Genomic DNA, 23973 nt, shown 5'->3' with positions numbered 1-23973 from the left:
ATACGGGACGGGGCAGCGGGGACGGGATCAGCGGACGGGCCGGTGGGGCGCGACGCGGGGCTCAGCCGTTGGCGAGCGCCTGAAGACGGTCGTACGCGCCGTTGAACTTGTTGTGGTCACCGACGATCGGCCCGGACGACGTGTACTGCCACATCGTGTAGTAGACCCAGCCCGCCGGGAGCTCGCCGGGCGTCGTGTTGTAGCGGGCGATCCAGAGCGGGTTGTACGCGGCGAAGCCGGAGTAGTTGCCGGTGCACTGCTTCCACCAGCTGGTCGCCGTGTAGATGACCGCGTCACGGCCGGTGCGGTACTTGTACCGGTTCAGGAAGTCGCGGATCCAGGTGACCATCCCGGCCTGCGACTTGCCGTAGCAGGCCGGGCCGTAGGGGTTCCACTCGATGTCGAGCGCGCCCGGAAGGGTCTTGCCGTCCCGCGACCAGCCGCCGCCGTTGTTCACGAAGTAGTCGGCCTGGGCCGCGCCGGAGGCCGTGTCCGGGGTGGCGAAGTGGTACGAGCCCCGGATCATGCCGATGTTGTACGAGCCGTTGTACTGCTGCGTGAAGTACGTGTTCTTGTAGTACGTGCCTTCGGTGGCCTTGACGTAGGCCCACTTGACGCCGCTGTTCCACAGCGCGGCCCAGTCGACGTTGCCCTGGTGGCTGGAGACGTCGACGCCTTCCGTCTGGACGGCGCGGGTGTCCGGGGGGAGGCCGCCCTGGCCGTCATGGGCGATGACGCCCATGCCCATGTGCGCCGAGCCGCGCTCGGGCCTTGGCTTGGGGTCCGCGGTGGCGGAGCCGGGGGCGACGAGGAGGAGGGAGAGGACTGCGAGGAGAGTGCCGGCCGCAGCGAGTCGCTTGCGTCCGGTCGTTCCGGATCTGTGCACGGGCATGGCGTGCCTCCGAAGACCTCGGTGGGGGAGATCTGACGATGTGTCGACATGTCGTGGCGGATCTGCATGGTGTGGACATGCCATGCAGGACGCTACGCACGTAGAACGCGCCGAGGAAGGGGGCCGGGCCGCCGCCGTTGGTCTACGCCTGCGAAATACTTGCCGAGCTGCGGCGACGCGAGCCGCCGGAAGAAACTTTCATCACCGGGAAAGCGCACGAGGGGTGCTGACGTGTACGAAAGCGGTACGGCGAGTGAAGCCGGCCCCAATGACAGCAGTGGTGTGGACCGCGAGTTCCTCGCGCTGGAGCGGGAGTTGTCGGTCTTCCTGCGCCGCGCGAGGGCCTCGTCCGGAGAGATGGCGCGCGAGGTCCACCCCGACCTGGAACCCGCCGCCTACGGCCTGCTCGTACGCCTGGAGGAGGCCGGACAGCAGCGCGCCACCGAACTCGCCGGGTACTTCGGCGTCGGCAAGGCGACCATGAGCCGGCAGCTGCGGGCCCTCGAGGAACTGGGGCTGGTCACCCGTGAGCCCGATCCCGCCGACGGCCGTGCCTCCCTCGTACGGCTCACACAGGAAGGGGTGGCGCGATTCCGTCATGTGCGCGATGCCCGCCGCGACCGCTACCGGAGCAAGCTGGCCGGCTGGGACCGGCGCGAGGTCGCGGAACTGGCCCGGCTCCTGCACCAGCTGAACGCGCGCGCGGAGGGCTGAGCACCCGGGCGGCGACGAACGCCCGGGCGCCTCACAGCTCCACGAGAGCCGCCGTGGCGTCGTCGTGGAGCTTGTGGCGGACCGCGCCCGTACGCTGCCGCGCCGTCTCCAGGGCCCGTACCCGGTGGATCAGCGCCTGGGCGCCCTCCTTGCGCAGCACGCCCACGCACGCGGCCCAGTCGCCCTCCGCGAACATGTCCACCCAGCGCGACGCGCCGTCGGTCAGCGCCGCCACCGCCCGTACGTCCTCGCGCGCGACGCCGCCCGTCACCGCCCGTTCCGCCACCGCCGGGTCGGCCGCCGCCGTGAAGAACCCGCCCTCGGCGTTGCGCAGGGCGTCGGCCGACGCGTGCGTGCGCAGCGCGTCCCGGGGCAGCCGGTCGAGCCGGTCGTCCAGCACCGCCCGGACCGAGCCGTCGGCCGACTCCAGCAGCAGCGTCGAGTCGGAGAGCACCAGGTACTCCACCTCGTCGGCCGCTCCGCCCCACCGGGCGAGGACCACCGTCGCCTGGGGCGTTCGCACGTGAGAAAGGTCACAGGTGCCCCGGTGGGCGTCCGCGGTGCGCCGGATCGCCTCCGAGAGGACGCCGGTCAGGGGCAGATCACGCCGCGAACCGGACAGTTCGACCAGGGCGCCGCCCAGTCGGGCGGTGAACCACGGAACCCCGTGCACGCATCCCGCGTCGCCCTGAGGTGGAGTCACTCCGTCCAGGACCACGAGCGTTCCGCCCTGTCCCGATGCGGGCAGAGCCACCGAGGCCCAGTCCTCGTTGAGGCGTTCCGGGGCACCGGGGGCAGTGGCGAGTTCGATGCGCATGTCCTCAGTCTGCATGACTCCTCCGCATCACCCTCACATCGCAGGGACTGGCTCGTACTAGCAGGTCAGAGGGGTTGCTTCGACCCAAATGGACCGCTGTGCGAAGCTGCGGGCGCGCATCCTGCCAAAGGGCGGCTCCCAGGTCCAACCCACACGCCGGGAGCCGGGCGTGTCGGCGTTCGGGAAAGTTGTTCGCCAACTCAGGGATGTTGTTCACTCGTTCGGGTGGCGGAGCGGCCGATGCGCGCCTCCCTCCCAAAGGCACTGGAATGGTCGGAAGCCGTACCAGGGGTGGGGCTCTCGCGTGTGACCGGTCGTCATCTCTGCTTCATGGGTGGACGAGTCAAGCAAGATTGCGAGCACCGGTGCAGAAGAAGCGGCCTCGGGGCAAGGGCGACAGGCCCACTGGAACGGCAGGCGAGCTCCAGGTCCCGGCCCCTGCGGCCCCCCTGCCTCCGCAGGGACAGGGCGAAGCCGTCCGGACCCCCGCCGGGGCCTCCGTGTTCCCGGCGCAGTCCACGGGACCCGCGCACACCACCGGTCCCGCGCCGAGCACCGGTCCCGGGCCATCCGCGGGACCCGCGCCGAGCACCGGTCCCGGGCCGTCCACGGCACCCGCGCCGAGCACCGGCCCCGCGCAGGACACCATGACCCCCTCCGGGCGCCGCGCGCGCGTACGCAGCCGGCTCGTCGCCGGAGTGGCGGTCGTCGGCCTCGTCGTCGTCGGCGCCGGAGCACCCGGCGTCCTCGCGACCTCCTCGGAACTGACCGAGGCCCAGCGCCTGGTGACCCTCGCGGAGCTCGACCGCCAGGCCGTCACCCTCGCGCACTCCCTCGCCGACGAACGCGACGAGGTCACCGCCTACGTCGCCGCCGGCCGCGACTCCGGGAACGACGGCGCGGACGGGGGCGGGGACGGCGAGGCCGCGGACGCGCCGAAGCTCTCCGCGACCCTCAGCGCCCGCGTCGACCGCCAGATCCGCGAGATCCGCGCCGCCGTGCCGGACGACCACACCGACCTGCGCCGCGCACTCGCCTCCCTGCCCGGCGTGCGCCGCACCGCCCTCACCGGCACGGGTGCCCCCCTGGAGGTGCACCGCGCCTACACCGCGGTCATCAACCAGCTCCAGGCCCTCGCCGACGAGCTCGCCGAGAAGACCCCGCCGCGCGCCGCCGAGGCCACCCGCGCGCCCGCCGCGCTCGGGCTCGCCGTGGAGCAGGCGTCCGCCGCCCGCGGACTGCTGCTTGCCGCGCTGTCCGTGCCGCAGCCCGAGACCCGGCTGACGTACGACCCGGCCACCGGCCTGCCCGTACAGACCGCCGCCGAGGACTCCGGCGCCGACGCCCGCACCCGCAACGAGCTCACCGCCGCGGCCCAGCAGGCCCGCGTCCGCGAACTCGCCGCCCTCGCCGACTTCGACCAGGCCGCGGGCAAGGACGCCCGCGACAACCTGGCCGCCACCGTCACCGGCCCCGAGGTCAAGGCCGCCGAGAGCCTTCTCGCCCGCCTCACCGACCAGCCCCGCCTCTCCCCGTCCGAGCGCGGCACCGACCGGTCCGAGCTGGAGGCCGCGCTCACCGCCCGCATCGAGCAGATGCGCGGCGCCGAGACGGCACTCGCCGCCGACCGGCTGGTGCGCATCGAGCACCTGCGCGACGACGACGTCACCGCGCTCGAAGTACGCATCGCGCTCCTCGGCGGGCTGCTCGTCGTCACCATCGGCGTGCTGGCGGCCGTCTCGCGCACGCTCACCCGCCCGCTCGCCGTCCTGCGCATCGGCGCCGCCCGGCTCGCGGAGTCGCCCGAGACGGAGGAGCCGGTCCGCTTCACCGGCCGCAACGACGAGTTCGCCCAGGTCGTACGGTCCCTCAACAGCCTGCACGGCACGCTGCGGGACCTCGGTGCGCGTGTCCGGCACCTCGACGCCGAACGCGGCGGCCTCACCGGCTCGCGCGAGGCGCTCGCCACCGAGTTGGCCGAGGTCCGCGCCGAGCTCGGCGAGCGCACCGAGGAGCTCACCACCGAGCTGCAGCGCCTGCGCCACACCGTCCACCACACCTTCGTCAACCTCTCGCTGCGCACGCTCGGCCTCGTCGAACGCCAGTTGGGCGTCATCGAGAACCTGGAGGAGCGCGAGCAGGACCCCGAGCGGCTCGCCACCCTCTTCAAGCTCGACCACATGGCCACGGTCATGCGCCGGCACAGCGAGAACCTGCTGGTCCTCGCGGGCGCCGAGCACGGCCAGGGCCACGTCGGCCCCGTCCCGCTCGTCGACGTCCTGCGCGCCGCGGTCAGCGAGATCGAGCGCTACGACCGGGTCGTCATCCAATCCCTGCCGCCGCACGCCCAGGTCGCGGGCTTCGCCGCCGACGACCTCAGCCACCTGGTCGCCGAACTGCTGGAGAACGCCACGTCGTTCTCCCCGCCGGACGCGCAGGTCGAGATGTCGGGCTGGCTGCTGGAGAGCGGCGAGGTGATGCTCTCCGTCCAGGACGCGGGCATCGGCATGACCGAGGCGCGCATCGAGGAGCTCAACGACCGGCTGAAGCACCCGGAGACGTACGAGAGCGACACCGGCCGCGAGACCGAGGGGCTCGGCCTGCGGGTGGCCGCGCTGCTGGCGGCGCGTCACCGGGTACGGATCCAGCTGCGCGAGCACAAACAGGGCGGGATCACGGCGGTGGTCGTCGTCCCGGCGGCGCTGCTGCCGGACGGCCCGCCGGCGACGGCGTCCCGGCAGACGCCGGTCCCGGGCGCGGGCCCGGCGCTGACCCTGCCGGGCTCGGCGGCGGAGGCGAACTCCAACACCCTGCCCCCGAGCGCCCGCCGCCCCGCCCAGCCGGAGGGTACGTCCGCGGCGGACGGCGACCATGCGTCGCACGCGGAGCGGCCGGCCGACACCGACGCGCCCGCTTCCGACGCCGAGCGGGCGTCCGGCGCGGGTCAGGCCGCTCCCGCCGGCTCCACGTCGCTCGGCGCTCACGGCGCCCCCATGGCCGACGCCGACCCGGCTGCGCCTGCGGACGCTGCGCCTGCCGACGCCACCCCCGCGCCGTACGCGGACCGGGGCGCTGACGCGTCATCGTCCGGGCTGGCGTCGCACGCCGACCCGTTTGCCACGGGTCAGGCGGCTCCGGCCGACTCTGCGTCGCTCGGCGCTCACGTGGACCGTGCGCCCGATGCGGACGGGTTCGCCGTCGGTGCGGCGGATGCGGATCACGCGTCCTCGCCCGATCTGGCGTCGCACGCCGACCCGTTCGCCGCCGTTGACGCGGCCGACGCGGAGCGTGCGTCCGGCGCGGGCCAGGCCGCTCCCGTCGACCTCGGCGCTCATTCCGACCTTGCGCCGCACGCGGACCGGGGGGCCGACGCCGACCACGCGTCCGCCGTGGCACACGGCACCACCGCCCCCGGCGCTCACGCCGAGCCCGTGGCCGACGCCGGGCATGGCGCCCCCGTGGAGCCCTTCCTCCCGGCCGACCCGTTCGTCGAGGCCGCCGAGCGGGCCGTGCGGGCCGCCGAGGAGGAGCGGGAGGCGCACGAGCGGACCGCCGACGGGGAGCCCCAGGACATCGAGGAGGAGACGTTCTCCATGCGGCTGCCCGAGCAGCCCGCCGACGACGTCACCTCGGACCGGGTCACCGACAAGGGCCTGCCCAAACGGACCCCGAAGATCGTCGCACCGTCCACCGCGCCCGCCGGGCGCACCGGGAGCGTCGACGCCGAGGCGCTGCGGCGCCGGCTCGGCGGCTTCCATCGTGGCGCGCAGGAAGGCCGGCGCGACGCCGAGGCCGAGATCGCGCAGAGCGGCGCGCAGCAGGCCACTCGGGCAACCGACGAGCAGAACACCGACACAGAGACGGGGGACACAGTCGAGGAGGCACGCAGTTGACTGCGACCGGCACATTCGGGCTGAGCAGCGAAGCCCGCAATCTGCAGTGGTTGTTGGGCAATCTGGTGGAGGAGGTGCCAGGAGTCCGCTCGGTCGCCGTCGTCTCGTCCGACGGCCTGCTCCTGCTCTCCTCCGACCCCGCGCAGAACACGGCCCCAGCGGATCCGGCACGCCGTGACGGCCCCCGCGGCTCCAGCGCCGACCTCGCCACCATCGTCTCCGGCATCGGCAGCCTCACCATCGGCGCCGCCGGGCTGATGGACGGCGGCAAGGTGAAGCAGACCATGGTCGCCATGGACGAGGGCAGCGTCTTCGTGATGTCGATCAGCGACGGCTCCCTGCTCGGCGTGCATGCCGTCCCCGACTGCGACATGAGCATCGTGGCGTACCACATGGCTCTGTTCGTCGGCCGCGCCGGACACGTACTCACCCCCGAAGTCCGCAGCGAGCTGCGCAAATCGATGGAGAGCGCCCGATGACAGCCGCCGCCTCGTCCTCCACACTCCCCGTACGCGGCCAGGGACGCAGGCCCGCCCGCGTACGCCCGTACTCGCTCACCGGCGGCCGCACCCGCTTCGGCCACGTGCTCCTCGTCGAGACCTTCGTCGCCGCGCTCGAGGCCCCGCCCGAGCGCCGCGAGCTGCCCGGCGGCGACCTCTCGACACGCGTCATGCCCGAGCTGCGGGCGATCGTCGAGCTGTGCCGCCGTATGCGTACCGTCGCCGAGATATCGGCGCTGCTGAAGATGCCGCTGGGTGTCGTCCGGGTGCTCCTCAGCGACCTGGCCGACCAGGGAAAGATCCGTGTGTACGGGACCGGGCACGGCACCGGACAGCCCGACCGCGCGCTGCTCGAAAGGGTGCTGAGTGGACTCCGCCGCCTCTGACACGCTCCTCGCCCGACCGCACGCCCCGCACGACCAGGACGCGTCGAGCGCCCCGGCCGCGGCGGACGCGCGCCCCGAGGACACCGTGCGGCCCGAAGAGAATCTGCAGGCGTGGGAGCTGGACACCACCCGTGCCCCCATCGCCACCAAGATCGTCGTGGCGGGCGGTTTCGGCGTGGGCAAGACGACCTTCGTCGGGTCGGTCTCGGAAATCACCCCGCTGCAGACCGAGGCACTGATGACCCGGGCCAGCGAGGAGACCGACGACCTCACCGCCACGCCGGAGAAGACCACCACGACCGTGGCGATGGACTTCGGCCGCATCACGCTCGACGACGACCTGGTGCTCTACGTCTTCGGCACACCCGGCCAGCAGCGTTTCTGGTTCATGTGGGACGACCTGGTGCGCGGGGCGATCGGGGCAGTCGTGATGGCCGACACGCGGCGGCTGGCGGACTGCTTCCCGGCCCTCGACTACTTCGAGAGCTGCGGGCTGCCCTACATCGTCGCGGTCAACCACTTCGAGGGAACGACCGCCTACGAGGCCGAGGACGTACGGGAGGCCCTCACCGTGCCGCCCCACGTGCCGGTGGTGATCATGGACGCCCGCAATCGCGTCACGGTCATCGAGTCGCTGCTCGCGCTCGTCGCCCACGCCCTCGAAGCCACCCCCGAATAGCCTCCCGAACATCTACGGAGCACCCCTGTCATGCGGAAGATTCTCATAGTCGGCGCCGGCCAGTCCGGACTGCAGCTCGCCCTCGGCCTCCAGTCCCAGGGCTACGAGGTCACCCTGATGTCCAACCGCACGGCGGACGAGATCCGGTCCGGCCGGGTCATGTCCACGCAGTGCATGTTCCACACCGCCCTCCAGCACGAGCGCGACCTGGGCATCAACTTCTGGGAGACGCAGGCCCCGAAGATCGAGGGCCTCGGCGTCTCGGTCGCCGCGCCCGACGCGAGCCGCGCCGTCGACTGGGTCGGCAGGCTCGACGGCTACGCCCAGTCCGTCGACCAGCGCGTCAAGATGGCGGGCTGGATGGAGACGTTCGCCCAGCGCGGCGGACAGCTGGTCATCCACGGCGCGGCCGTGTCCGACCTGGACTACTTCTCCCGCACGTACGACCTGGTGCTGGTGTCCGCCGGCAAGGGCGAGCTGGTCTCCATGTTCGGCCGGGACGCCTCCCGTTCCCCGTACGCCGAGCCGCAGCGCGCGCTCGCCGTCGCCTACGTCCACGGCCTCGGCCCGCGCCCCGAGCACCCGGACTACGACGCGGTGCGCTGCAACCTGGTGCCGGGCGTCGGCGAGCTGTTCGTGATGCCGACCCTCACCACGTCCGGCCGCGCCGACATCCTGTTCTGGGAGGGCACCCCCGGCGGACCGCTCGACGTCTTCCAGGGCGTCAAGGACCCCTCCGAGCACCTCTCCCTGACGCTGGAGCTGATGGAGAAGTACACGCCCTGGGAGTACGCGCGGGCCACGAAGGTCGAGCTGACCGACGCGGCCGGCACGCTGGCCGGCCGTTACGCGCCCACCGTGCGCAACCCCATCGGCCGTCTCCCCGGCGGCGGCCTGGTCCTCGGCGTCGCGGACGTGGTCGTGGCCAACGACCCGATCACCGGCCAGGGCTCCAACTCGGCGTCCAAGTGCGCGGCCTCGTACCTGGCCTCGATCACCGAGCACGGCGACAAGCCGTTCGACGAGGCGTGGATGCAGGCGACGTTCGACCGGTACTGGGAGACGGCGCAGCACGTCACCAAGTGGACCAACGCGATGCTGGGCGTCCCGCCGGAGCACGTGCTGAACCTGATCGGCGCGGCCGGCCAGCTCCAGCCGGTCGCGAACCGGTTCGCGAACGGCTTCAACAACCCGGCCGACTTCGAGAACTTCTTCTACGACCCCGAGAAGGCGGGCGCCTACCTGGCGGAGGTCGCCCAGGGCGCCTGACGGCGCCGCCGGTTCACGCGACGGGGCGCCTCCCCGGCCCGCAGGACGGGCTCCCGTGGGGCGCGCCTCGACGACCCCGTCCCCGAGATCGCCGAGCACCTGGTCGACGGCGCCGGCCGGCTCGCCCGCGCGCGAGGGGCGGTGTGGCTACGGGCCCTGCGGCGACCCGTCAGTCCACGGGCAGGGCGTAGAACACCGGGCCGCGGCGGACGAGAACCCCGCGGTCCCCGGCCGGCATCGCCGTGTAGCGCGGCGCGGCCTGTTCCTCGGCGTCGGTGGTGCCCGCCTCCTGGAACTTCCACAGCCGCCGGCCGTCGCGTGCGGAGAAGGCGGTGAGCTGCGCGGCGTCGCCCGCGAGGACGGTGCGGCCGCTCGTGCTCAGGGCGGTCGAGGGGGTTTCGCGCCACACCGGTGCCTCGGTGGAGCGGCGCCACAGCGGGCGACCGGTCGCCGTGTCGACGGCGCACACCTGCTGGTAGCGGTTGGCGACATACAGGGTCGGGCCGTGGAAGGCGGCCGTGCCGAAGGCGAACACGCCGCTCTCGCCGCGCGCGTCGGCCGCGGCGACCCGCCACTGCCGCTTGCCGTCCGGCCCGGAGTACGCGTGCAGCTCGCCGCCCGACGCGGCGTACAGCCTGCCCGCCGCGTCACCGGTGACGGCGGCGGTGGGCGCCACCGCGCTGAGCGGAACGGACGCGAGCGCCTTGCCCGTACCGCGGTCGAAGCCGAGGAGCACGGTGCCGTTCCTGGCGGCCCTGCGCTGCGCGGGGGTGAGGGTGTGGCCGTCCTGCCGCACGAGCACTTCCCCGGGGCGGGCCGCCACCAGCTGGTACCGCGGTGTGTAGGGGGCACGCCCGTCGGGAACGCGGGCCCGCCACAGCTGCTTGCGTCCGGCGAGGTCGTAGGCGATGACGTACGTCTCGCGTACCTCCACCTTCCGCTTGCGCTTCTTGACGGTCTTCTCCACCGTCCTGCGCACGTGGGCGGTGAACCAGGCGGTGGGGCCGTCGGCCCCCATGACGTTCCCGATCGTGAGGCTCTCGCCCGGCTGCGCCAGCGTCTCCTTGGCCACGCGGTGGCCGGGCCGGCCGTCCTCGGCCGACACCCACAGCAGTGCGTCGGCGGTGTCGACGAGGCAGAACGTGGCGTCGACGGGCACCGCCCGGGAGGTGGACGCGGCGTCCGGGAGCTCCCACCGGCGCCTGCCGGTGCGCAGATCGACGCCGGTCATCCGCTCGCCGTCCGTCACCAGCAGCAGCCGGTCGCGCCACACGGTCGCCCCGACCGGCTGGTCGCCGGTGGCCGGGTGCGCGTACCGCCACGTCGGTTCGGGCGCGAGGCCGGCCATGCGGCTCGGCCGCGGGGCGGGCGCCGGCCTGGCCGGCTTGGCCGTGTCCTCGCCGTCCCCGGCGAGGGCGTACACCGCCCCGCCGCCGACGACGAGCCCGGCGACACCGGCGGCGGCCGCGACGAGCAGCCCGCGGCGCGCGATGCCGGGGTCCTGTGCGGGCGCGGTGGTGACGACGGGCAGGACCGGTGGGACGACGGCGGGGAGGGCGGCCGGTGCCGGAACGGGAAGGGCGGCCGGTGCGGGAACGGGGAGGGCGGCCGGTGCGGCGGGTTCCCTCCCGAGGAGGGGCGTGGCGTCCTGCCCCGCGCCACCGGCCAGCCGCACGAGCATGGTGTCCCGGTCCTCGACGTGCCCGTTCCCGAGGGTCGCGGGTGCGGCCCCGCCGCCCCTGCCGTCGGCACTCGCCGCCGGGCTCGCGCCGGGGGCGACCGAGCTGCGTGCAGCCGGTTCCACGGCGCTGCCCGCCGCGTACGCCGTGCCGCCGGTCGCGCCGGCGGCTTGGGCGGCGTCGGCCACAGCCGTGCCCGGGGTACCCGCGTCACCGGTGCCCGTGCCGCCCGCGCCCGCGGCGCCGTGCACCGCGCCCGCTGCCGGGACGACGGCGCTCGCCTGGGCGCCCGCAGCCGGCACCACGGCGCCCCCCGCCGCTCCCGCGCGCAGCGCCCCGCCGCCCGACACCAGCGTCGCCGTCTCCCACTCCTGCGCCGCCAGGGCCGAGAGCAGTGCGTCCGGGAGCCAGCCGTCACGAGCCAGCGCGGACGCGCCCTCCAGGGCCAGGTCCGCCGCCACCGTTCCGGCGGGCGGGCGTTCGCCGGGGGCCTTCGCCAGGCAGGACGCCACGACCGGGCGCAACTCCTCCAGGACGCCGCCGAGTTCCGGTTCGCCGTGGGCGATCCGGTCCGCATCCGCGAGTGGGGTCGTCCCCGTCGCCGCGTACGCGAGCAGTTGGCCGAGGACGAACATGTCCGAGGCGGGGCCCGGTTGAGCGCCCGTGGCCTGTTCGGGAGTCAGGTAGCTCAGCTTCACCGTCAGCTGACCGTCCGCGTCCGCCTCGGCGACGGCCGCCGCGCCCAGTGCGCCGAGCGCCGTCACCCGCGGGCCGTCCGCCGCCAGCAGCACGGTGTCGGGCGAGAGGCCGTGCAGCACCGTGCCCGTGGCGTGCACACGGGACAGGGTCTCGGCGAGCGCGGCGCCCAGGATCCGCACCGCGCGCCCCGGCAGCGGGCCGGCGAGCGCGATCGCCTCCCGCAGGGTGAGCGCGGGGACGTACGCACTCGCCGTCCACAGCAGGGGACCGTCCACGTCCGCCACGACCGGCTGCACCCAGCCCCCGGCGAGCTGTTCCGTCCTGCGGGTCTCGTGCCGGAAGCGGCGCCGGAACACGCGCGAGGCGGCCAGCCGGGGCCGTACGAGCGCGACCACGGATGCCGCCCCGTCCGGACCGACGGCCAGAAAGCGGACCGAACTGGCCGACTCCCGCACGCGGGCCAGCGTGCGGTACGGGCCGATCAGGCCCGGATCGTCCGGCTGCAGCGGCTCCATCGCGACATCCCCCCTGGTGACACGGTCCCGTGATCCTATGGCGTGCCCTTCGGCTTCGACCAGGGCCACCTGACCTCACGCCGTTCCACGCCCTCGGGTGCGTACTCGTACTTCCAGCCGCGCTGCAGGCCCAGCCGCTTCGTGTGGCCGGCCGGGACACGGCGGTAGGCGTGGACCATGGGCGGGCTGCCGTCGCCCTGCGGGACCGGGATCCTGTACCACTTCGGGGGGTGGCCCGTGGGGCCCACCAGAACCGGCAGGACGCGTCCGTCCATCGGGCCGCCGACGAAGGGGGTGTTCTCGCTTCTCACGGCTCCAGTGTCACAGCAGATGCGACGCCCCGCCGACGACCGGTACCAGGCGGCGGGCCAGCGTGCCGACCGCGCCGGCCGACGTCTCCTGGGCCACCAGGTCCGCGACCGCTCCCGCCGTCTCCTCGTCGGTCGCCGCCGTCGCCACGAGCAGGGCGATCAGATGGTCGACCAGCCAGTCCCGCATCTCGGCGGCCGGCGGCTGCTTGCCCTCGTCGATCCAGATCAGCGACGCCGCCTCGACGGCCGCGATCCAGGTGCGCACCATCATCCGCAGCCGGGGCCCCGCGCCCTCGGCGCCGAGGTGCAGCAGGATCTGCTCCGCCGCGGACCGCCGCACCTCGTCGACGATCGACGTCGTACGCGAGGTCTCGACGACGCTCCCGCCGCGCAGCAGCGCGCTGAACCCGGTGTCGTGCTCGTCGACGAAGACCAGGTAGCGGTCCAGGACCCGGGCCAGCCGGGCGGTCGGCGGCCCGGCGGCCGGCTCGGCGAAGCAGTCCTCCAGCCGGTCGGCGGCCGAGCGCAGCGCCGCCTCGTACAGCTGCTGCTTGCCGCCCGGGAAGTAGCGGTAGACGAGGGGCCGGGAGACACCGGCGGCCTCCGCCACGTCGTCGAGCGAGATCTCGTCCGGCGGCTGGTGCGCGAAGAGGGAGAGGGCCGCCGCGAGCAGCTGCGCGCGGCGCTCCTCGACGCTGAGCCGTCGGTATGCGCGGGCCGCGGGAGCAGGACTGGTCATGCTTCGCAGCGTAACCGCAGCCCCGTCGCGCTACGCGAGAAGGCCGGAGCTCTTCCACAGCCTGCGGCCCGCTCCGCGCAGCACGCCGATGTCGTCCAGGAAGTCGGTGAGCCGCCGGGCCCCCGACTGCATCACCTCGCGCCGGTGACCGCTCGCCCGCACCTGGGCGACGGCCTCGCGCCGGTCGAGCCCCACGTTCTCGTACACCTTCGGGTTGATGAAGCAGACGCTGAAGACGCGGGCGGCCTCGCCGCAGCTGAGGCGCGTGAACTCCTGCTCCCAGCGCGGCGCCGTCACCATCTGGCGGCGCAACTCCTCGCGGGCGTACCGCACATGGCGGGCCTCCTCCACCACGTGAATACGGGTCACTCCGCGCACCAGGGTCTGCACCCGCTCGTCCGGGAAGGTGAGACGCTGCATCCAGTCGAGGATCTCCTCGCCGAGCAGCGTCGCCGCGAAGGACCCGGGCGTGGTCGAGACGGTCTTCAGCACGCGCGCCAGGTTGTGGTAGATCCGCGGCACCGGGTAGGCAGGCGCCCCGCCTTTTTCGATCATCCTGGCGAACATCATCGAGTGCCGGCACTCGTCCGCGATCTCGGTGAGGGCGTAGCGGACGTGGTTGCTGGTCAGGGACTTGTCGTAGATGTGGCGGACCAGCAGCTGCATCAGGATGATCTCGAACCAGATCCCGAGCGAGGCGAGCGACGCCGCCTCGTGCCGGGCCAGGTCCATCCGCTGCTCCTCGGACATCCGGTGCCAGAGCGGAGTGCCGTAGAGCGACACGAGCTCCGGCGGCCAGAACCACTTGCCGTCCTCGATCGGCGCCTCCCAGTCGAGCTCCTTGTCGGGGTCGAAGGAGTGCTTGGCGGAGGACTCGAGCAGGCGGGCGGCGACCTGCTCGCGGTCCCGAAGGGGGCCCAGGGCGTCGCGGAGCACCTGCACCTCGCGTTCGCTCACGGTTGTCATGGCTGAGGACACCTCGCGCGTGGGGTTACCGGTCGTCACCCGTTATGAGACTGCCCGTCAGCAAGCCCGTCAATCCCTCGCGCACGACTTGTTGACTGCGCGTCTACCACCGTGTGAGCCTGCCAACTGTCCTTGCACATCGGTGAGTACGAAACTGGATACGAGGCGAAGGAGCCGCCAGTGTCGACGTACGAGCACTACACGCACGCACCCGGGAACCCGCTCTGGCAGGTCCCCGCCTCCGGCGCTGCGCGCTTCAGCTGGGAGTACGACCACGGCCGCGAACGGCTGCTGGCCCTGTACCAGAAGGGCAAGGACAAGCAGTGGGACGGCACCAGGCGCATCGACTGGGACCTGGAGGTCGACCCGTACGACGCGCTCGGCACCCCCGACGAGGCGCTGACCCTGTACGGCACCCGGCACTGGGCGAAGATGACCGCCAAGGACAAGGGCGAGCTGCGCAGGCACTACACGGCCTGGCAGTTCAGCCAGTTCCTCCACGGCGAGCAGGGCGCCATGATCTGCGCCGCGCGGATCGTGGAGTCCGTCCCCGACCTCGACGCCAAGTTCTACTCGGCGACCCAGACCATGGACGAGGCCCGGCACGCCGAGATCTACGGGCGCTTCCTGCACGAGAAGATCGGCATGCTCTATCCGATCAACGACAACCTGCAGAGCCTGCTCGGCGACACCCTGCGCGACTCCCGCTGGGACATGCCCTACCTCGGCATGCAGGTCCTCATCGAGGGCCTGGCGCTCGCCGCCTTCGGCATGATCCGCGACACGACGACCAAGCCGTTGCCGAAGCAGATCCTCGCGTACGTGATGCAGGACGAGGCCCGCCACGTGGCCTTCGGGCGGATGGCCCTGCGCGACTACTACCAGCAGCTCACCGACGCCGAACTGCGCGAACGCGAGGAGTTCGTGATCGAGGGCTGCTACCTCATGCGTGACCGCCTGCGCGGTGTCGAGGTCCTGGAGAACTTCGGCATCTCGCGCAAGGAGGCGGAGGAGTACTCGGAGCAGTCCGAGTTCCTCCACCTGTTCCGCAAGCTGCTGTTCAGCCGCATCGTGCCGTGCGTCAAGGACATCGGGCTGTGGGGCGAACGGCTCCAGAAGGCCTACCTGGACATGGGCGTCTTCGAGATGGGCGACGCCAGCCTCGACCTGCTGATGAGCCAGGACGAGGAACTGGCCGAACAGCTCGACCGGGAACGGTTCGCCGCCGAGGAGCAGGAGCGTGTGTCCGAGGTGACGGACGCGATCGCGGAGGGCGCTCGGCTCTCCGACGGCTGAAGAACCCAGGCGGTCACCTCACCGCGGTCAAACGGCGCCGCTGATCACCCTGCCACCGGCGGCGGGAACGACGTGCGCAGCGTGAACGCGTACTCCGTCGGCCCGTGCTCGCGCACATGGAGCAGGCGCTCCTCCGCCTCCCGGACCGTCGGGCGGTGGCCCGCCGGGACCCACCACATCGTGGTCATGACCTCCTTGACGCGCTCGAAGAACTCGTAGCGGCGCGCCAGCAGTTCGCGGTGCGTCCCCTGGTACATGAACGCCGTCAGCGCGTTCGTGTCCCGCCACACCGACATGTTCACCATCAACGTGTCGTCGCCGAACACCCGCAGGTCCGTCGCGTTGCCCGTCGTGTCCTGGAGGCGCCACACGAACCCGTCGGCCGCGTCGGCGACGGCGTTCACGGGGTCCAGGTTGTCGACGAAGTCCTTCAACTCGGCAGAGTCCAGAGGGTGTTTGAGCCGGGCTGTGTTCACCTGTGCGAGTTCGTATGCGGTCATGGCCGCACAGTAATCAGATGCCTTTCCGCCGCGACCGACATTTCGAGCAGTGGGACGTCCGCCCCGCGCGCCGCCACCAGTTGGAGTCCGACCGGGCAGCCGTCGCTCGTGAAGCCCGCCGGAACGCTGGCCGCCGGATGGCCGCTCAGGTTGAACACCCACGTCAGCGCCGTGGAGTAGACGTCGGGGCCGGGGCCGTCGTGGCCGTGCGGGCGGTTGGGCGTGGCCGGGGTGATCAGGACGTCCGCCCCGGCGAACAGCGCGTCGAGCCGCCGGTCGTTCTCCTCCCGTACCGCCGCGCCCTCCGCCGCCCGCCCGGCCCGCACCGCCGTCCACGCCTCCGCCGGGTCCAGCAGGGACGTGTCAAGGGCCCGCATGAGTACGACGCCCGCCGACACGAGACGCTCCACAGCCGCCCGCGCGACGGCAAGCACCTCGTGGTCCACGTCCGCGAAACCGAGGTCCGGCGACCACACCGCCCGCAGCGGCAGATCCGGGGCGGACTCCGCCTCCCCGGCCCCCACACAGCGCAGGTACGCCCGCGCGTCCGCCGCCGTCCGCGTCAGCACACCGGCCGACGCGAGCCCGGTGCGGTCCGGCGACGGCAGCAGCCCGTTCGTCGTCTTCAGGCCGAACACCCCGCACCACGCCGCCGGGATGCGCACCGAGCCCGCCCCGTCGCTGCCGGTCGCCAGCGCCGCCATCCCCGCGGCCACCGCCACCGCCGAACCGGCCGACGAGCCGCCCGGGGTGCGGTCCGCGCGCCAGGGATTGCGGGTGGGACCGTGCGCGCCGAGGCCCCAGGTCTGCCAGTACGTGCCGGGGCCGGGCACCGACGTCGACCCGACCGGGACCGCGCCCGCCGCGATCAGCCGCCGGGCCGCGTACGAACCGAGGCCCGACCGCCCCTTCACCGCGAACGGCACCCCCGCGAGCGGCAGTGCGGGATCCACCGCGCGCTCCAGCTCCAGCGCACGGTCGCCCCACACCTCGACGAAGGCGCTCAGCCCGGGATCGAGCCGTCCGATGGTCTCCAGTGCCCGCGCCACGTCCATGCCGTCAGTCTCGCAGTGCCGCCTCCATGACCGCGCGGGCGATCGGCGCCGCGCTGCCCCCGCCGCTGATCTCCTCCCGGTCCGCGGCGGCGTCCTCCACGACCACCGCCACCGCGACCCCGGGCTGCGCCGCGTTCGCGGCCTGGGCCCAGGCGATGAACCAGGCGTAGGGGATACCGGCGTTGCCGAGGCCGTGCTGGGCCGTGCCGGTCTTGCCGCCCACGACCGCCCCCTCGATCGCCGCGTTGCTCCCGGTGCCCTCCTCGACGGCCCGCACCATCAGCCGGCGCATGTGCATCGCCGTCGCCGGGTTCATCGCCTGCCGGTAGGACCGGGGGCCGTACTGGGCCACGGGGTCGCCGTCCGCCCGGGTCACCCGCTCCACCAGGTACGGGTACCGGACGGGGCCGCCGCCGGCGACGGCCGCGGAGACCATCGCCATCTGCAGGGGCGTGGCGGTCGTGTTGAACTGCCCGATCGAGGAGAGCGCGAGCTGGTCCACGGACATGTCGGTGTCGAAGTTCGACCGCGAGACCGCCGCCGGGATGCGCAGCCCCGCGTCGTTGAAGCCGAACCCGGCGGCCGCCTCCACCATCCCGGAGAGTCCGACCCGCGTGCCGAGCCCGGCCATCACGGAGTTGCACGACCACTGGATCGCGTACGCGAGCGAGGCGTTCTCACAGCCCTCGGTCGCATCGGGCAGCGTGGTGCCGGTACCGGGCAGGACGTACGGGTCCGGTGTGCGGGTCGGCGCGTCCACGTCGTCGACGACACCCGAGTCCAGCGCCGCCGCAGCCGTCACGATCTTGAAAGCGGATCCGGGCGGATACGTCTGCCGGATGGCCCGGTTGAGCATCGGCCGGGCGTGGGCGCCGTTCAGCCGCGCCCACGCGTCCGCCGTGTCCTCGCCGGAGCCGGCCAGCTCGCCGGGATCGTACGAGGGGCTGCTGACCAGGGCCAGGATGCGGCCCGTCGCGGGTTCGACGGCGGCGACGGCGCCGCGCCGGCCGTTCAGTCCCTCGTACGCGGCGCGCTGCACCGCCTCCCGGATCGTGGTGTGGACCCTGCCGCCGGGCGGGCGGCCGCGGCTGAGGTCGTTCCAGAACGGCAGCGGGGAGAGCAGCGGGTCGGTGCCCGAGAGGATGCCGTCCTCGATGTTCTCCAGCAGGGAGGTGCCGTACGTCTGCGAGGCGTAGCCCGTGACCGGGGCGAACAGCGGTCCGTGGCGGTAGGTCCGTTCGTACCGCATCCGGCCGCCCGTGTCCCGGGAGCCGGTGACCGGCCCGCCGTCGACGAGGATGTCGCCGCGCGGTTGTGCGTAACGGGCGATGGCGGTGCGGTGGTTGGCCGGGTTGTCGACCAGGGAGGGCGCCTCGACGACGTGCACCCGTGCGGCGTTGACGAGGAGTGCGGCCAGCAGGAGCACGCAGAAGGCGGCCGCGTGCCGCATGTACCGGGTCACCGGCCGGCCACCGGCAGTGCGGCGACGGCCTCCGGCTCGGCCGCCTCGGGCCGCGGCGCCCTCGCCGAGTGGCTCAGGCGGACGAGCAGGGCGACGATCACCCAGTTGGTGACGACGGAGGAGCCGCCCTGGGCCAGGAAGGGCATCGCCATGCCGGTGAGCGGGATCAGCCCCGTCACGCCGCCCGCGATGACGAACGCCTGGAGCGCGATGATCGACGACAGCCCGACGGCGAGCAGCCCGCCGAACGCGTCGGGCAGCGCGAGCGCGGCGCCGTAGCCCCGGGCGACGAGCAGCGCGTACAGCAGGAAGAGCGCGGTCAGGCCGACGAGGCCGAGCTCCTCGCCCGCGGTGGCGAGGATGAAGTCGGACTTGGCGGCGAAGCCGATGAGCACGGAGTGGCCGAGCCCGAGGCCGGTGCCGAGCATTCCGCCGGTGGCGAAGGCGAACAGCGACTGGGCGAGCTGGTCCGGGCCCTGCCCGGCCTCGATGCTCGCGAACGGGTCGAGCCAGTCCTGGACGCGGCCGTGGACGTGGGGTTCGAGCGAGCCGACCGCGTACGCGCCGGCCGCGGCGAGCAGCAGGCCGACCGCGATCCAGCCGGTCCGGCCGGTCGCCACGTAGAGCATCACGACGAACAGCCCGAAGAACAGCAGCGAGGTGCCGAGGTCCCGTTCGAGGACCAGCACGCCCACGCTCACCAGCCAGATCGCGAGCACCGGACCGAGAACGCGCCCCGCGGGCAGCTGGAGTCCGGAGAACCACCGCCCCGAGCGGGCGAGCGCACCCCGGTTGGCCGCGAGATACGCGGCGAAGAACACGGCGAGCAGCACCTTGGCGAACTCGCCCGGCTGGATGGACAGTCCGCCGACGCGGATCCAGATGCGGGCGCCGTTGACGGCGGGGAAGAGGATCGGCGCGCAGAGCAGGGCGAGGGCGGCGACGACGCTGACGTACGCGTAGCGCTGCAGCACCCGGTGGTCGTGCAGGGTGATGACGGAGGCGATGAACAGGGCGACGCCGAGCGCGGACCACACGAGCTGGGCGGGCGCGGCGACGTCGCCGGGTGTCTCCAGGTCGAGCCGGTAGATCAGCACGAGCCCGATGCCGTTGAGCAGGACGGCGATGGGGAGGAGCAGCGGGTCGGCGTAGGGAGCCCGCAGGCGGACGGCGAGGTGGGCGAGGAGGGAGAGGAGCCCGAGCCCGGCGCCGTACCGCAGGGTGTCCGGGGGTACGGCCCCCTGCCGGCCGAGGCCGACGGCGACGTAGCCGTAGACGGAGACGAGGACGGCGCCGACGAGGAGCGACAGTTCCACGCCCCGCCGCTTGGCGGGGCGTGGCGCGGGCGGGGGCGGCACCGCCGCCGTTGCGGTCATGCCACGCAACGTAGCAAGCCGTAAGAGTATTTGCCCCTTTATGTCATGGAACATCTTCGGCGGGCAGTCCGGCGGGCCGTCGTCCGTGAACCGTACGTACGCGGGCACGGTCACCGCGCGACGGCGCCCCCCGTCCACGGCGTTCGGGAACCGCAGCTCGCCCTCGCCGGCGCAGGCCCGCCACCAGGGCGGCGGCCGCCGGTCGGCCGGGCCGCCGCGCCGGGACGATCACCGGCCCGCAGGCCTCATTCGCCCGGGCGTACCTGGTGCCCGGCGGACGGGGCGGAGGCGGCCTGGAGCTGGAGCTGCTCCGCCTGCGGGGCCGTCAGCCGCTGCTCCGCACCGCAGAACGTGCACTGTGTCGCGTACTTCGTCGAGACCGGGAACAGCGGCACGAAGAACAGCGTGAACTTCGTGACCCGCTTGCGGAGCGTGTGCGCCGACGGGTTGCCGCAGTGGCCGCAGACGAGCGTCAGTACGGCCAGTTGGTACAGGTAGCCCTTGGTGCCAAAAATGATCATGTTCTCTTTCCCTCCGTCATGGTCCAGGATCGCGCACGCGCCACGAAGGGCGCGCCCCGGGCCACGGCGTACGCGGGCGGCCGGGTCACGGACGGTCACGACCCGCCCGTGACCGCCTGCCGGCACAGGCCCAGCAGCCTCTCGTCCGTGAAGATGTCATGGCCGTCCGCGCCCGCGTCGGTCGCGTTGTGCCGCCGTACGGACAGCAGTTCGCGGTCGACCAGCCGGTCCGCGCCCTCGGCGCCCCGCGTCGTCATCTCCGCGAGAGCCGCCGCGACCGGCACCCGGGCGTGCGGGAGTTCGCCCCAGGCCCGGCGCAGCACCGGCCATGCCCGGACCGGGTCCCCGGTCACCCGCCACAGCGCCGCGGCCGACTCGACCCGGGTCCACGGTTCCGCAGACCACAGCAGCCCGCCGAGCAGATGGGCGGCCGGCGCCCCGGCCGGGCCCAGCCTGCCGAGCACGGCGGCGGCCGTGCGCCGGGCCCCCGGGTCGGGCCCGCTCAGCACCGCGCTCAGCACCGGCAGCACCGCGTCAGCGTCGCCCTCGACCGCCCACAGCGCACCGGCGGCCCTCGCGGTCAGCACCGCGGGCAGTCCCGCGTCGCCGGCCCGACCTGCGTGCGGTCCCGCCACCAGCCGGCGCAGCTCCGGCACGGCCTCGCGCGCGGCGGGGCCGAAGGCGGTCAGCGCCCGCAGCGCCGACTCGACCACCCCCTCCCGCCGGTGCGCCGGAGCGTCCCGCAGCACCCGCAGCACGGCGGGCACCGCCTCGGGCAGCGTGTCGGCCGCCCGGAGGACGGACAGCCCGTGCAGCAGCGGCCCGGCCTGTTCGTGGAGCGTGTTGTCGAGCGCCACGCGCGCGAGCCGGTCGCACAGCGCCGGTCCGAGCGGCGCCGCCGCCGTCCCGAGCCGGCCCAGCGACCGTCCCAGGTCTCCCGGTGCCTCCCCCCGCTCCAGGATCCGTGCCAGCACGGGCACGATGCGTGCGTCGCCCGCCCGCACCAGTGCCATGACGGCCGAGCCGAGCGTCGGCGGCCCGGCGTCCCACTCGCGCACCCAGCCGTGCGGATCGGCCGCCACCCGCTCCAGCAGCGCGTCCGCCGCCGGCTCCGCCAGCTGGAACAGGCCCTTGAGCACGTAGGCCGCCGCGTCCCCGAGCCGCGGCTCGGGGTCGGCGAGCTGCTCGCCGATCAGGCCCACCAGCTCCTCGTAGGCGCCGCGCAGGGTCCGCAGCAGCGCCTCGCTCATCCGTACGGCGTCGATGCGCTGGCCCCGGTCGGGGCTGCACAGCTGGTCCGCCAGCAGCGCGATCCGGTCGTCCACGCGGTCGCCCAGGCCGGCGTGGAGCGTCCGCAGCAGGTCCGCGGTCCACGGCGCCACCCGGCCCGCGGCGGCCGCCGCCCGCATCTCGCGCGGCTGTCCCAGCACCGGCGGCGCCGTCGTGTCGGCCGCCGCGGCCACCACGACGGGCCCCGCCCGCAGTTCGCGCAGCAAGCCGGTCACCCACGGCACCACGTCGGCGGGCAGGTCCGCCGACGCGCAGCGGGCGACCTGCGCGATCGCGCCCAGCCGCAGGCCCGCGCAGTAGGCCGGGCCGCCGATCGTCATCAGCCAGGCGACGACGTCGGGCGTCAGGCACTGGTGCCGCATCGCTATCCGGCCCGCCGCGTCGATGCAGGCCAGCCGTACCTCGTTGTCCGTCTCCCGGTCGAACCTCTCCCGCAGCAGATCCAGCACCCGCACCGGATCGCTGTGCAGCGTCGCCAGCGCGAGCGGCGCCGCGAGCCGCACCCCCCGGTCGTGGTCCCCGGCCAGCGCCAGGAACACGTCGGCGCCCGCCGTCACGGCCGACGCCGCCATCGCGTAGTTCGCCGCCCCCTCGAACTCCTCGTCCTCCGGATCCAGTTCGTCGTCGCCGTCCAGGTCGATGCCGCCGATGCTGGTCAGCAGCTCCAGGATGCCGCCCCGGTCCTCGACCGTGGGGTCGGCCACCAGCTCCATCAGGAACGGGATGCACGCGAGCGTCGAGTCGTAGACGTCTCCCTGGTGGTGCACGGACCCGTACATCGCGTCGAGCGCGTGCTCACGCTCCTCGGGATCCGCTGAGGCCAGTCCGCGCAGTAACTCCGGCACATCGACTGCCGGGCCGTAGGCGTGCGCCAGAGAGGCCCAGTCGACCTCTTCGATCCCCGCGAACACCGTTGCCCCCTCCCGGAACCCTGCGTCCGTCCTTGTCTGGGGAGAGTGTGCCCCACGACCCCGCCGAAGCGACCGGTATCACGCCGCTTGCCGGACGCCGGGATGTTGCCCCCGGCCGCCATGGCTGATCCCATGGTCAGGGGTGGTGGTGCCATGCGGGGAATGCGGGTGACGTTCGCGCGGGCAGGGGGCCGTAACAGGCTGTACGTGAATCTTCCGGACGGCCGTACGGTCGCCTTGTACGACCCTGACAACGGCCGGATCAGTGTGGTTCTGGAGGAGTACAGGGATGCCGCGCTCGCGGCCCTGGCCCCCTATGTCACCGGCGACTTCACCGTCGGCCCGCCGCCCGTCCCCTCCCCGGCGGACCTCGCCCGGCTCGCCCTTCATCCCGACGACGACCTCGCGCCCAACCGCCCCGGCGAGGCCCTGCACGCCGAGCTGGACCTGAGGCCCGTGCCGGCCCTGTGCCGGCTGCGCCGGGACCCGCGCCGGGCCGACCTCGCCGCACAGCAGCGACTGGGCGAGGCGCTGGACCGGCTGGAGTCCGCCGGCTGGCGGACCGTGCACTGCGTACCGCTGCCGGGCGCCGACCGCATCGACCACCTCGCCGTCGGCCCCGGCGGGGTCCTCGCGGTGCAGGTCCTCGCCGCGCGGCGCGCACGGGTCCGTGTCCTCGGCCCCGTGGTGCGGGTCGGCCGCGGACCGGGGGACGGGTACGCGGGCGCGGTGCGCCGCCGGGCCGAGCGCGCCGCCCACGCGCTGGCCAAGGCGGTGCGCCCGGTGCTGGCCGTGGTGGGCGCCGCGCGGCTGGAGACGCGGTCCGTCCCGCAGGACATCCGCGTCCTGCGGGACGACGAGGTGCCCGCACTGGCCCGGCTCGGCGGCGTGCTGAAACCGGCCGACATCGAGGCGCTGTACGCGGCGGCACGGGACCGGCGCACCTGGCTGGCCGTCTGAAACGCGCGCCCGCCGCGCGGCACCGTCTCAGCGCAGGTTGTCGCCCCAGCCGCCCTGCATCATCGTCTGGAACGCCCACCGGCCGTCCCGCCGGATCAGGACGTCCGCGTACCGCAGCTGCTGCGTGTGACCGTCCGTGGTCATGGTCGAGTCCGTGAGGACCACGGCCATGGCGGGGGAGAGGAGGACCGGCGTCCGTACCGACTCGAAGGCGATGTCGTCGCCGCCGTCGCCCATCACGTGCGTCATCGTCCGTACGAACTGCTGCCGGTCCCACTGTGCCGAGGCGCCGTCGCCCGCCGAGTCGTCGCTGACCAGGTTGAGCGGGAAGACGGCCATGTCCGCCATCCGTTCGACGTCGCGCTCGGCGCTCGCCTCGTCGTAGGCGGCGAACCACTCCTGGATGCTCGCCAGCTCCTCGGCGGTCGGGGTGTATCCGGTCTCGGGCAGTCGCGTCACTCTGTCTCCTCACCTGTCAACTGTTCAAACTTGACTATGTGATCCGTCCCGAAGGTACTGCCCTGCCGGGATGCTAGTCAAACT

21 protein-coding genes are annotated in these 23973 nt (G+C 73.5%); 8 read left to right on the top strand and 13 right to left on the bottom strand.

The genetic code is table 11. The features are described from left to right. Nucleotides 1-61 precede the first annotated feature (61 nt). Nucleotides 62-892, bottom strand: coding sequence for a lysozyme (locus tag QFZ82_RS13765; protein ID WP_307713448.1), 831 nt, complete (start codon nucleotides 890-892; stop codon nucleotides 62-64). Nucleotides 893-1123: 231 nt separating this feature from the next. On the opposite strand from QFZ82_RS13765, the gene QFZ82_RS13760 reads away from it, so the two are divergent. After that, nucleotides 1124-1606, top strand: coding sequence for a MarR family winged helix-turn-helix transcriptional regulator (locus QFZ82_RS13760; protein WP_307713447.1), 483 nt, complete (start codon nucleotides 1124-1126; stop codon nucleotides 1604-1606). Between the two features lie 31 nt (nucleotides 1607-1637). On the opposite strand, the gene QFZ82_RS13755 is transcribed toward QFZ82_RS13760, so the two are convergent. Beyond that, nucleotides 1638-2423 (bottom strand): hypothetical protein, encoded by a 786-nt coding sequence (locus tag QFZ82_RS13755; protein ID WP_307717711.1) that lies wholly within the window; start codon nucleotides 2421-2423, stop codon nucleotides 1638-1640. Between the two features lie 647 nt (nucleotides 2424-3070). Between QFZ82_RS13755 and QFZ82_RS13750 the strand changes: the two genes are divergently transcribed. Genes QFZ82_RS13750 through QFZ82_RS13730 form a run of 5 tightly spaced genes read left to right on the top strand, consistent with a single transcriptional unit; the run spans nucleotide 3071 to nucleotide 9150 of the window. Then, nucleotides 3071-6316 carry a nitrate- and nitrite sensing domain-containing protein gene (locus tag QFZ82_RS13750; protein WP_307713446.1) on the top strand — a complete coding sequence of 1082 codons (3246 nt, stop codon included), beginning with the start codon at nucleotides 3071-3073 and terminating at the stop codon, nucleotides 6314-6316. Further along, nucleotides 6313-6795 carry a roadblock/LC7 domain-containing protein gene (locus QFZ82_RS13745; RefSeq protein WP_307713445.1) on the top strand — a complete coding sequence of 161 codons (483 nt, stop codon included), beginning with the start codon at nucleotides 6313-6315 and terminating at the stop codon, nucleotides 6793-6795. Before QFZ82_RS13750 ends, QFZ82_RS13745 begins: the two co-directional genes overlap by 4 nt. After that, entirely contained in the window at nucleotides 6792-7202 is a 411-nt protein-coding gene (locus tag QFZ82_RS13740; protein WP_307713444.1) for a DUF742 domain-containing protein, read from the top strand. The genes QFZ82_RS13745 and QFZ82_RS13740 overlap by 4 nt, the downstream gene beginning before the upstream one ends. Next, entirely contained in the window at nucleotides 7183-7881 is a 699-nt protein-coding gene (locus QFZ82_RS13735; protein ID WP_373429279.1) for an ATP/GTP-binding protein, read from the top strand. Before QFZ82_RS13740 ends, QFZ82_RS13735 begins: the two co-directional genes overlap by 20 nt. A gap of 30 nt (nucleotides 7882-7911) precedes the next feature. Next, entirely contained in the window at nucleotides 7912-9150 is a 1239-nt protein-coding gene (locus QFZ82_RS13730) for a styrene monooxygenase/indole monooxygenase family protein (protein ID WP_307713443.1), read from the top strand. Nucleotides 9151-9319: 169 nt separating this feature from the next. Here QFZ82_RS13730 and QFZ82_RS13725 read toward each other — a convergent pair whose 3' ends face one another. The 4 genes from QFZ82_RS13725 to QFZ82_RS13710 are packed head-to-tail and all read right to left on the bottom strand — an operon-like array spanning nucleotide 9320 to nucleotide 14059. Next, nucleotides 9320-12043, bottom strand: a complete 2724-nt coding sequence (locus QFZ82_RS13725) for a PQQ-binding-like beta-propeller repeat protein (RefSeq protein ID WP_307713442.1) — start codon at nucleotides 12041-12043, stop codon at nucleotides 9320-9322. Nucleotides 12044-12078: 35 nt separating this feature from the next. Beyond that, the gene (locus QFZ82_RS13720) at nucleotides 12079-12354 is read right to left on the bottom strand and encodes a hypothetical protein (protein ID WP_307713441.1); all 276 of its coding nucleotides are present in this window, start codon (nucleotides 12352-12354) and stop codon (nucleotides 12079-12081) included. A 10-nt stretch (nucleotides 12355-12364) separates the two neighbouring features. Then, nucleotides 12365-13093: a TetR/AcrR family transcriptional regulator gene (locus tag QFZ82_RS13715; protein ID WP_307713440.1), complete on the bottom strand. Its 729-nt coding sequence runs from the start codon at nucleotides 13091-13093 to the stop codon at nucleotides 12365-12367. A 30-nt stretch (nucleotides 13094-13123) separates the two neighbouring features. Next, on the bottom strand, nucleotides 13124-14059 hold the full coding sequence (locus QFZ82_RS13710; RefSeq protein ID WP_307713439.1) for a diiron oxygenase: 936 nt from the start codon (nucleotides 14057-14059) through the stop codon (nucleotides 13124-13126). A gap of 180 nt (nucleotides 14060-14239) precedes the next feature. Between QFZ82_RS13710 and QFZ82_RS13705 the strand changes: the two genes are divergently transcribed. Beyond that, nucleotides 14240-15355, top strand: a complete 1116-nt coding sequence (locus QFZ82_RS13705) for a ferritin-like domain-containing protein (protein ID WP_307713438.1) — start codon at nucleotides 14240-14242, stop codon at nucleotides 15353-15355. A gap of 44 nt (nucleotides 15356-15399) precedes the next feature. Here QFZ82_RS13705 and QFZ82_RS13700 read toward each other — a convergent pair whose 3' ends face one another. The 6 genes from QFZ82_RS13700 to QFZ82_RS13675 all read right to left on the bottom strand — a co-directional run bounded on the left by QFZ82_RS13700 (nucleotide 15400) and on the right by QFZ82_RS13675 (nucleotide 22470). After that, nucleotides 15400-15855 (bottom strand): DUF3291 domain-containing protein, encoded by a 456-nt coding sequence (locus tag QFZ82_RS13700; RefSeq protein WP_307713437.1) that lies wholly within the window; start codon nucleotides 15853-15855, stop codon nucleotides 15400-15402. Further along, nucleotides 15852-16910, bottom strand: coding sequence for an amidase (locus QFZ82_RS13695; RefSeq protein ID WP_307713436.1), 1059 nt, complete (start codon nucleotides 16908-16910; stop codon nucleotides 15852-15854). Before QFZ82_RS13695 ends, QFZ82_RS13700 begins: the two co-directional genes overlap by 4 nt. Before the next feature lie 4 nt (nucleotides 16911-16914). Beyond that, nucleotides 16915-18372, bottom strand: a complete 1458-nt coding sequence (locus QFZ82_RS13690; RefSeq protein ID WP_307713435.1) for a penicillin-binding transpeptidase domain-containing protein — start codon at nucleotides 18370-18372, stop codon at nucleotides 16915-16917. After that, nucleotides 18369-19748 carry an FtsW/RodA/SpoVE family cell cycle protein gene (locus QFZ82_RS13685; protein WP_307713434.1) on the bottom strand — a complete coding sequence of 460 codons (1380 nt, stop codon included), beginning with the start codon at nucleotides 19746-19748 and terminating at the stop codon, nucleotides 18369-18371. The genes QFZ82_RS13690 and QFZ82_RS13685 overlap by 4 nt, the downstream gene beginning before the upstream one ends. Before the next feature lie 245 nt (nucleotides 19749-19993). Continuing rightward, a complete protein-coding gene (locus QFZ82_RS13680; protein ID WP_307713433.1) occupies nucleotides 19994-20269 on the bottom strand; it encodes a zinc ribbon domain-containing protein in 276 nt (91 codons plus the stop codon). Nucleotides 20270-20364: 95 nt separating this feature from the next. After that, nucleotides 20365-22470 carry a PBS lyase gene (locus QFZ82_RS13675; RefSeq protein ID WP_307713432.1) on the bottom strand — a complete coding sequence of 702 codons (2106 nt, stop codon included), beginning with the start codon at nucleotides 22468-22470 and terminating at the stop codon, nucleotides 20365-20367. A 153-nt stretch (nucleotides 22471-22623) separates the two neighbouring features. On the opposite strand from QFZ82_RS13675, the gene QFZ82_RS13670 reads away from it, so the two are divergent. Next, entirely contained in the window at nucleotides 22624-23430 is an 807-nt protein-coding gene (locus tag QFZ82_RS13670; protein WP_307713431.1) for a nuclease-related domain-containing protein, read from the top strand. A 27-nt stretch (nucleotides 23431-23457) separates the two neighbouring features. Here the strand turns inward: QFZ82_RS13670 and QFZ82_RS13665 are convergent, their stop codons facing one another. Then, nucleotides 23458-23889 (bottom strand): nuclear transport factor 2 family protein, encoded by a 432-nt coding sequence (locus QFZ82_RS13665; protein ID WP_307713430.1) that lies wholly within the window; start codon nucleotides 23887-23889, stop codon nucleotides 23458-23460. Between the last annotated feature and the right edge of the window lie 84 nt (nucleotides 23890-23973).

Source organism: Streptomyces sp. V4I23, assembly GCF_030817975.1.
Classification (GTDB): domain Bacteria; phylum Actinomycetota; class Actinomycetes; order Streptomycetales; family Streptomycetaceae; genus Streptomyces.
Note: the sequence above shows the minus strand (reverse complement) of the source record. Positions and strands in the feature narration are given on the sequence as shown.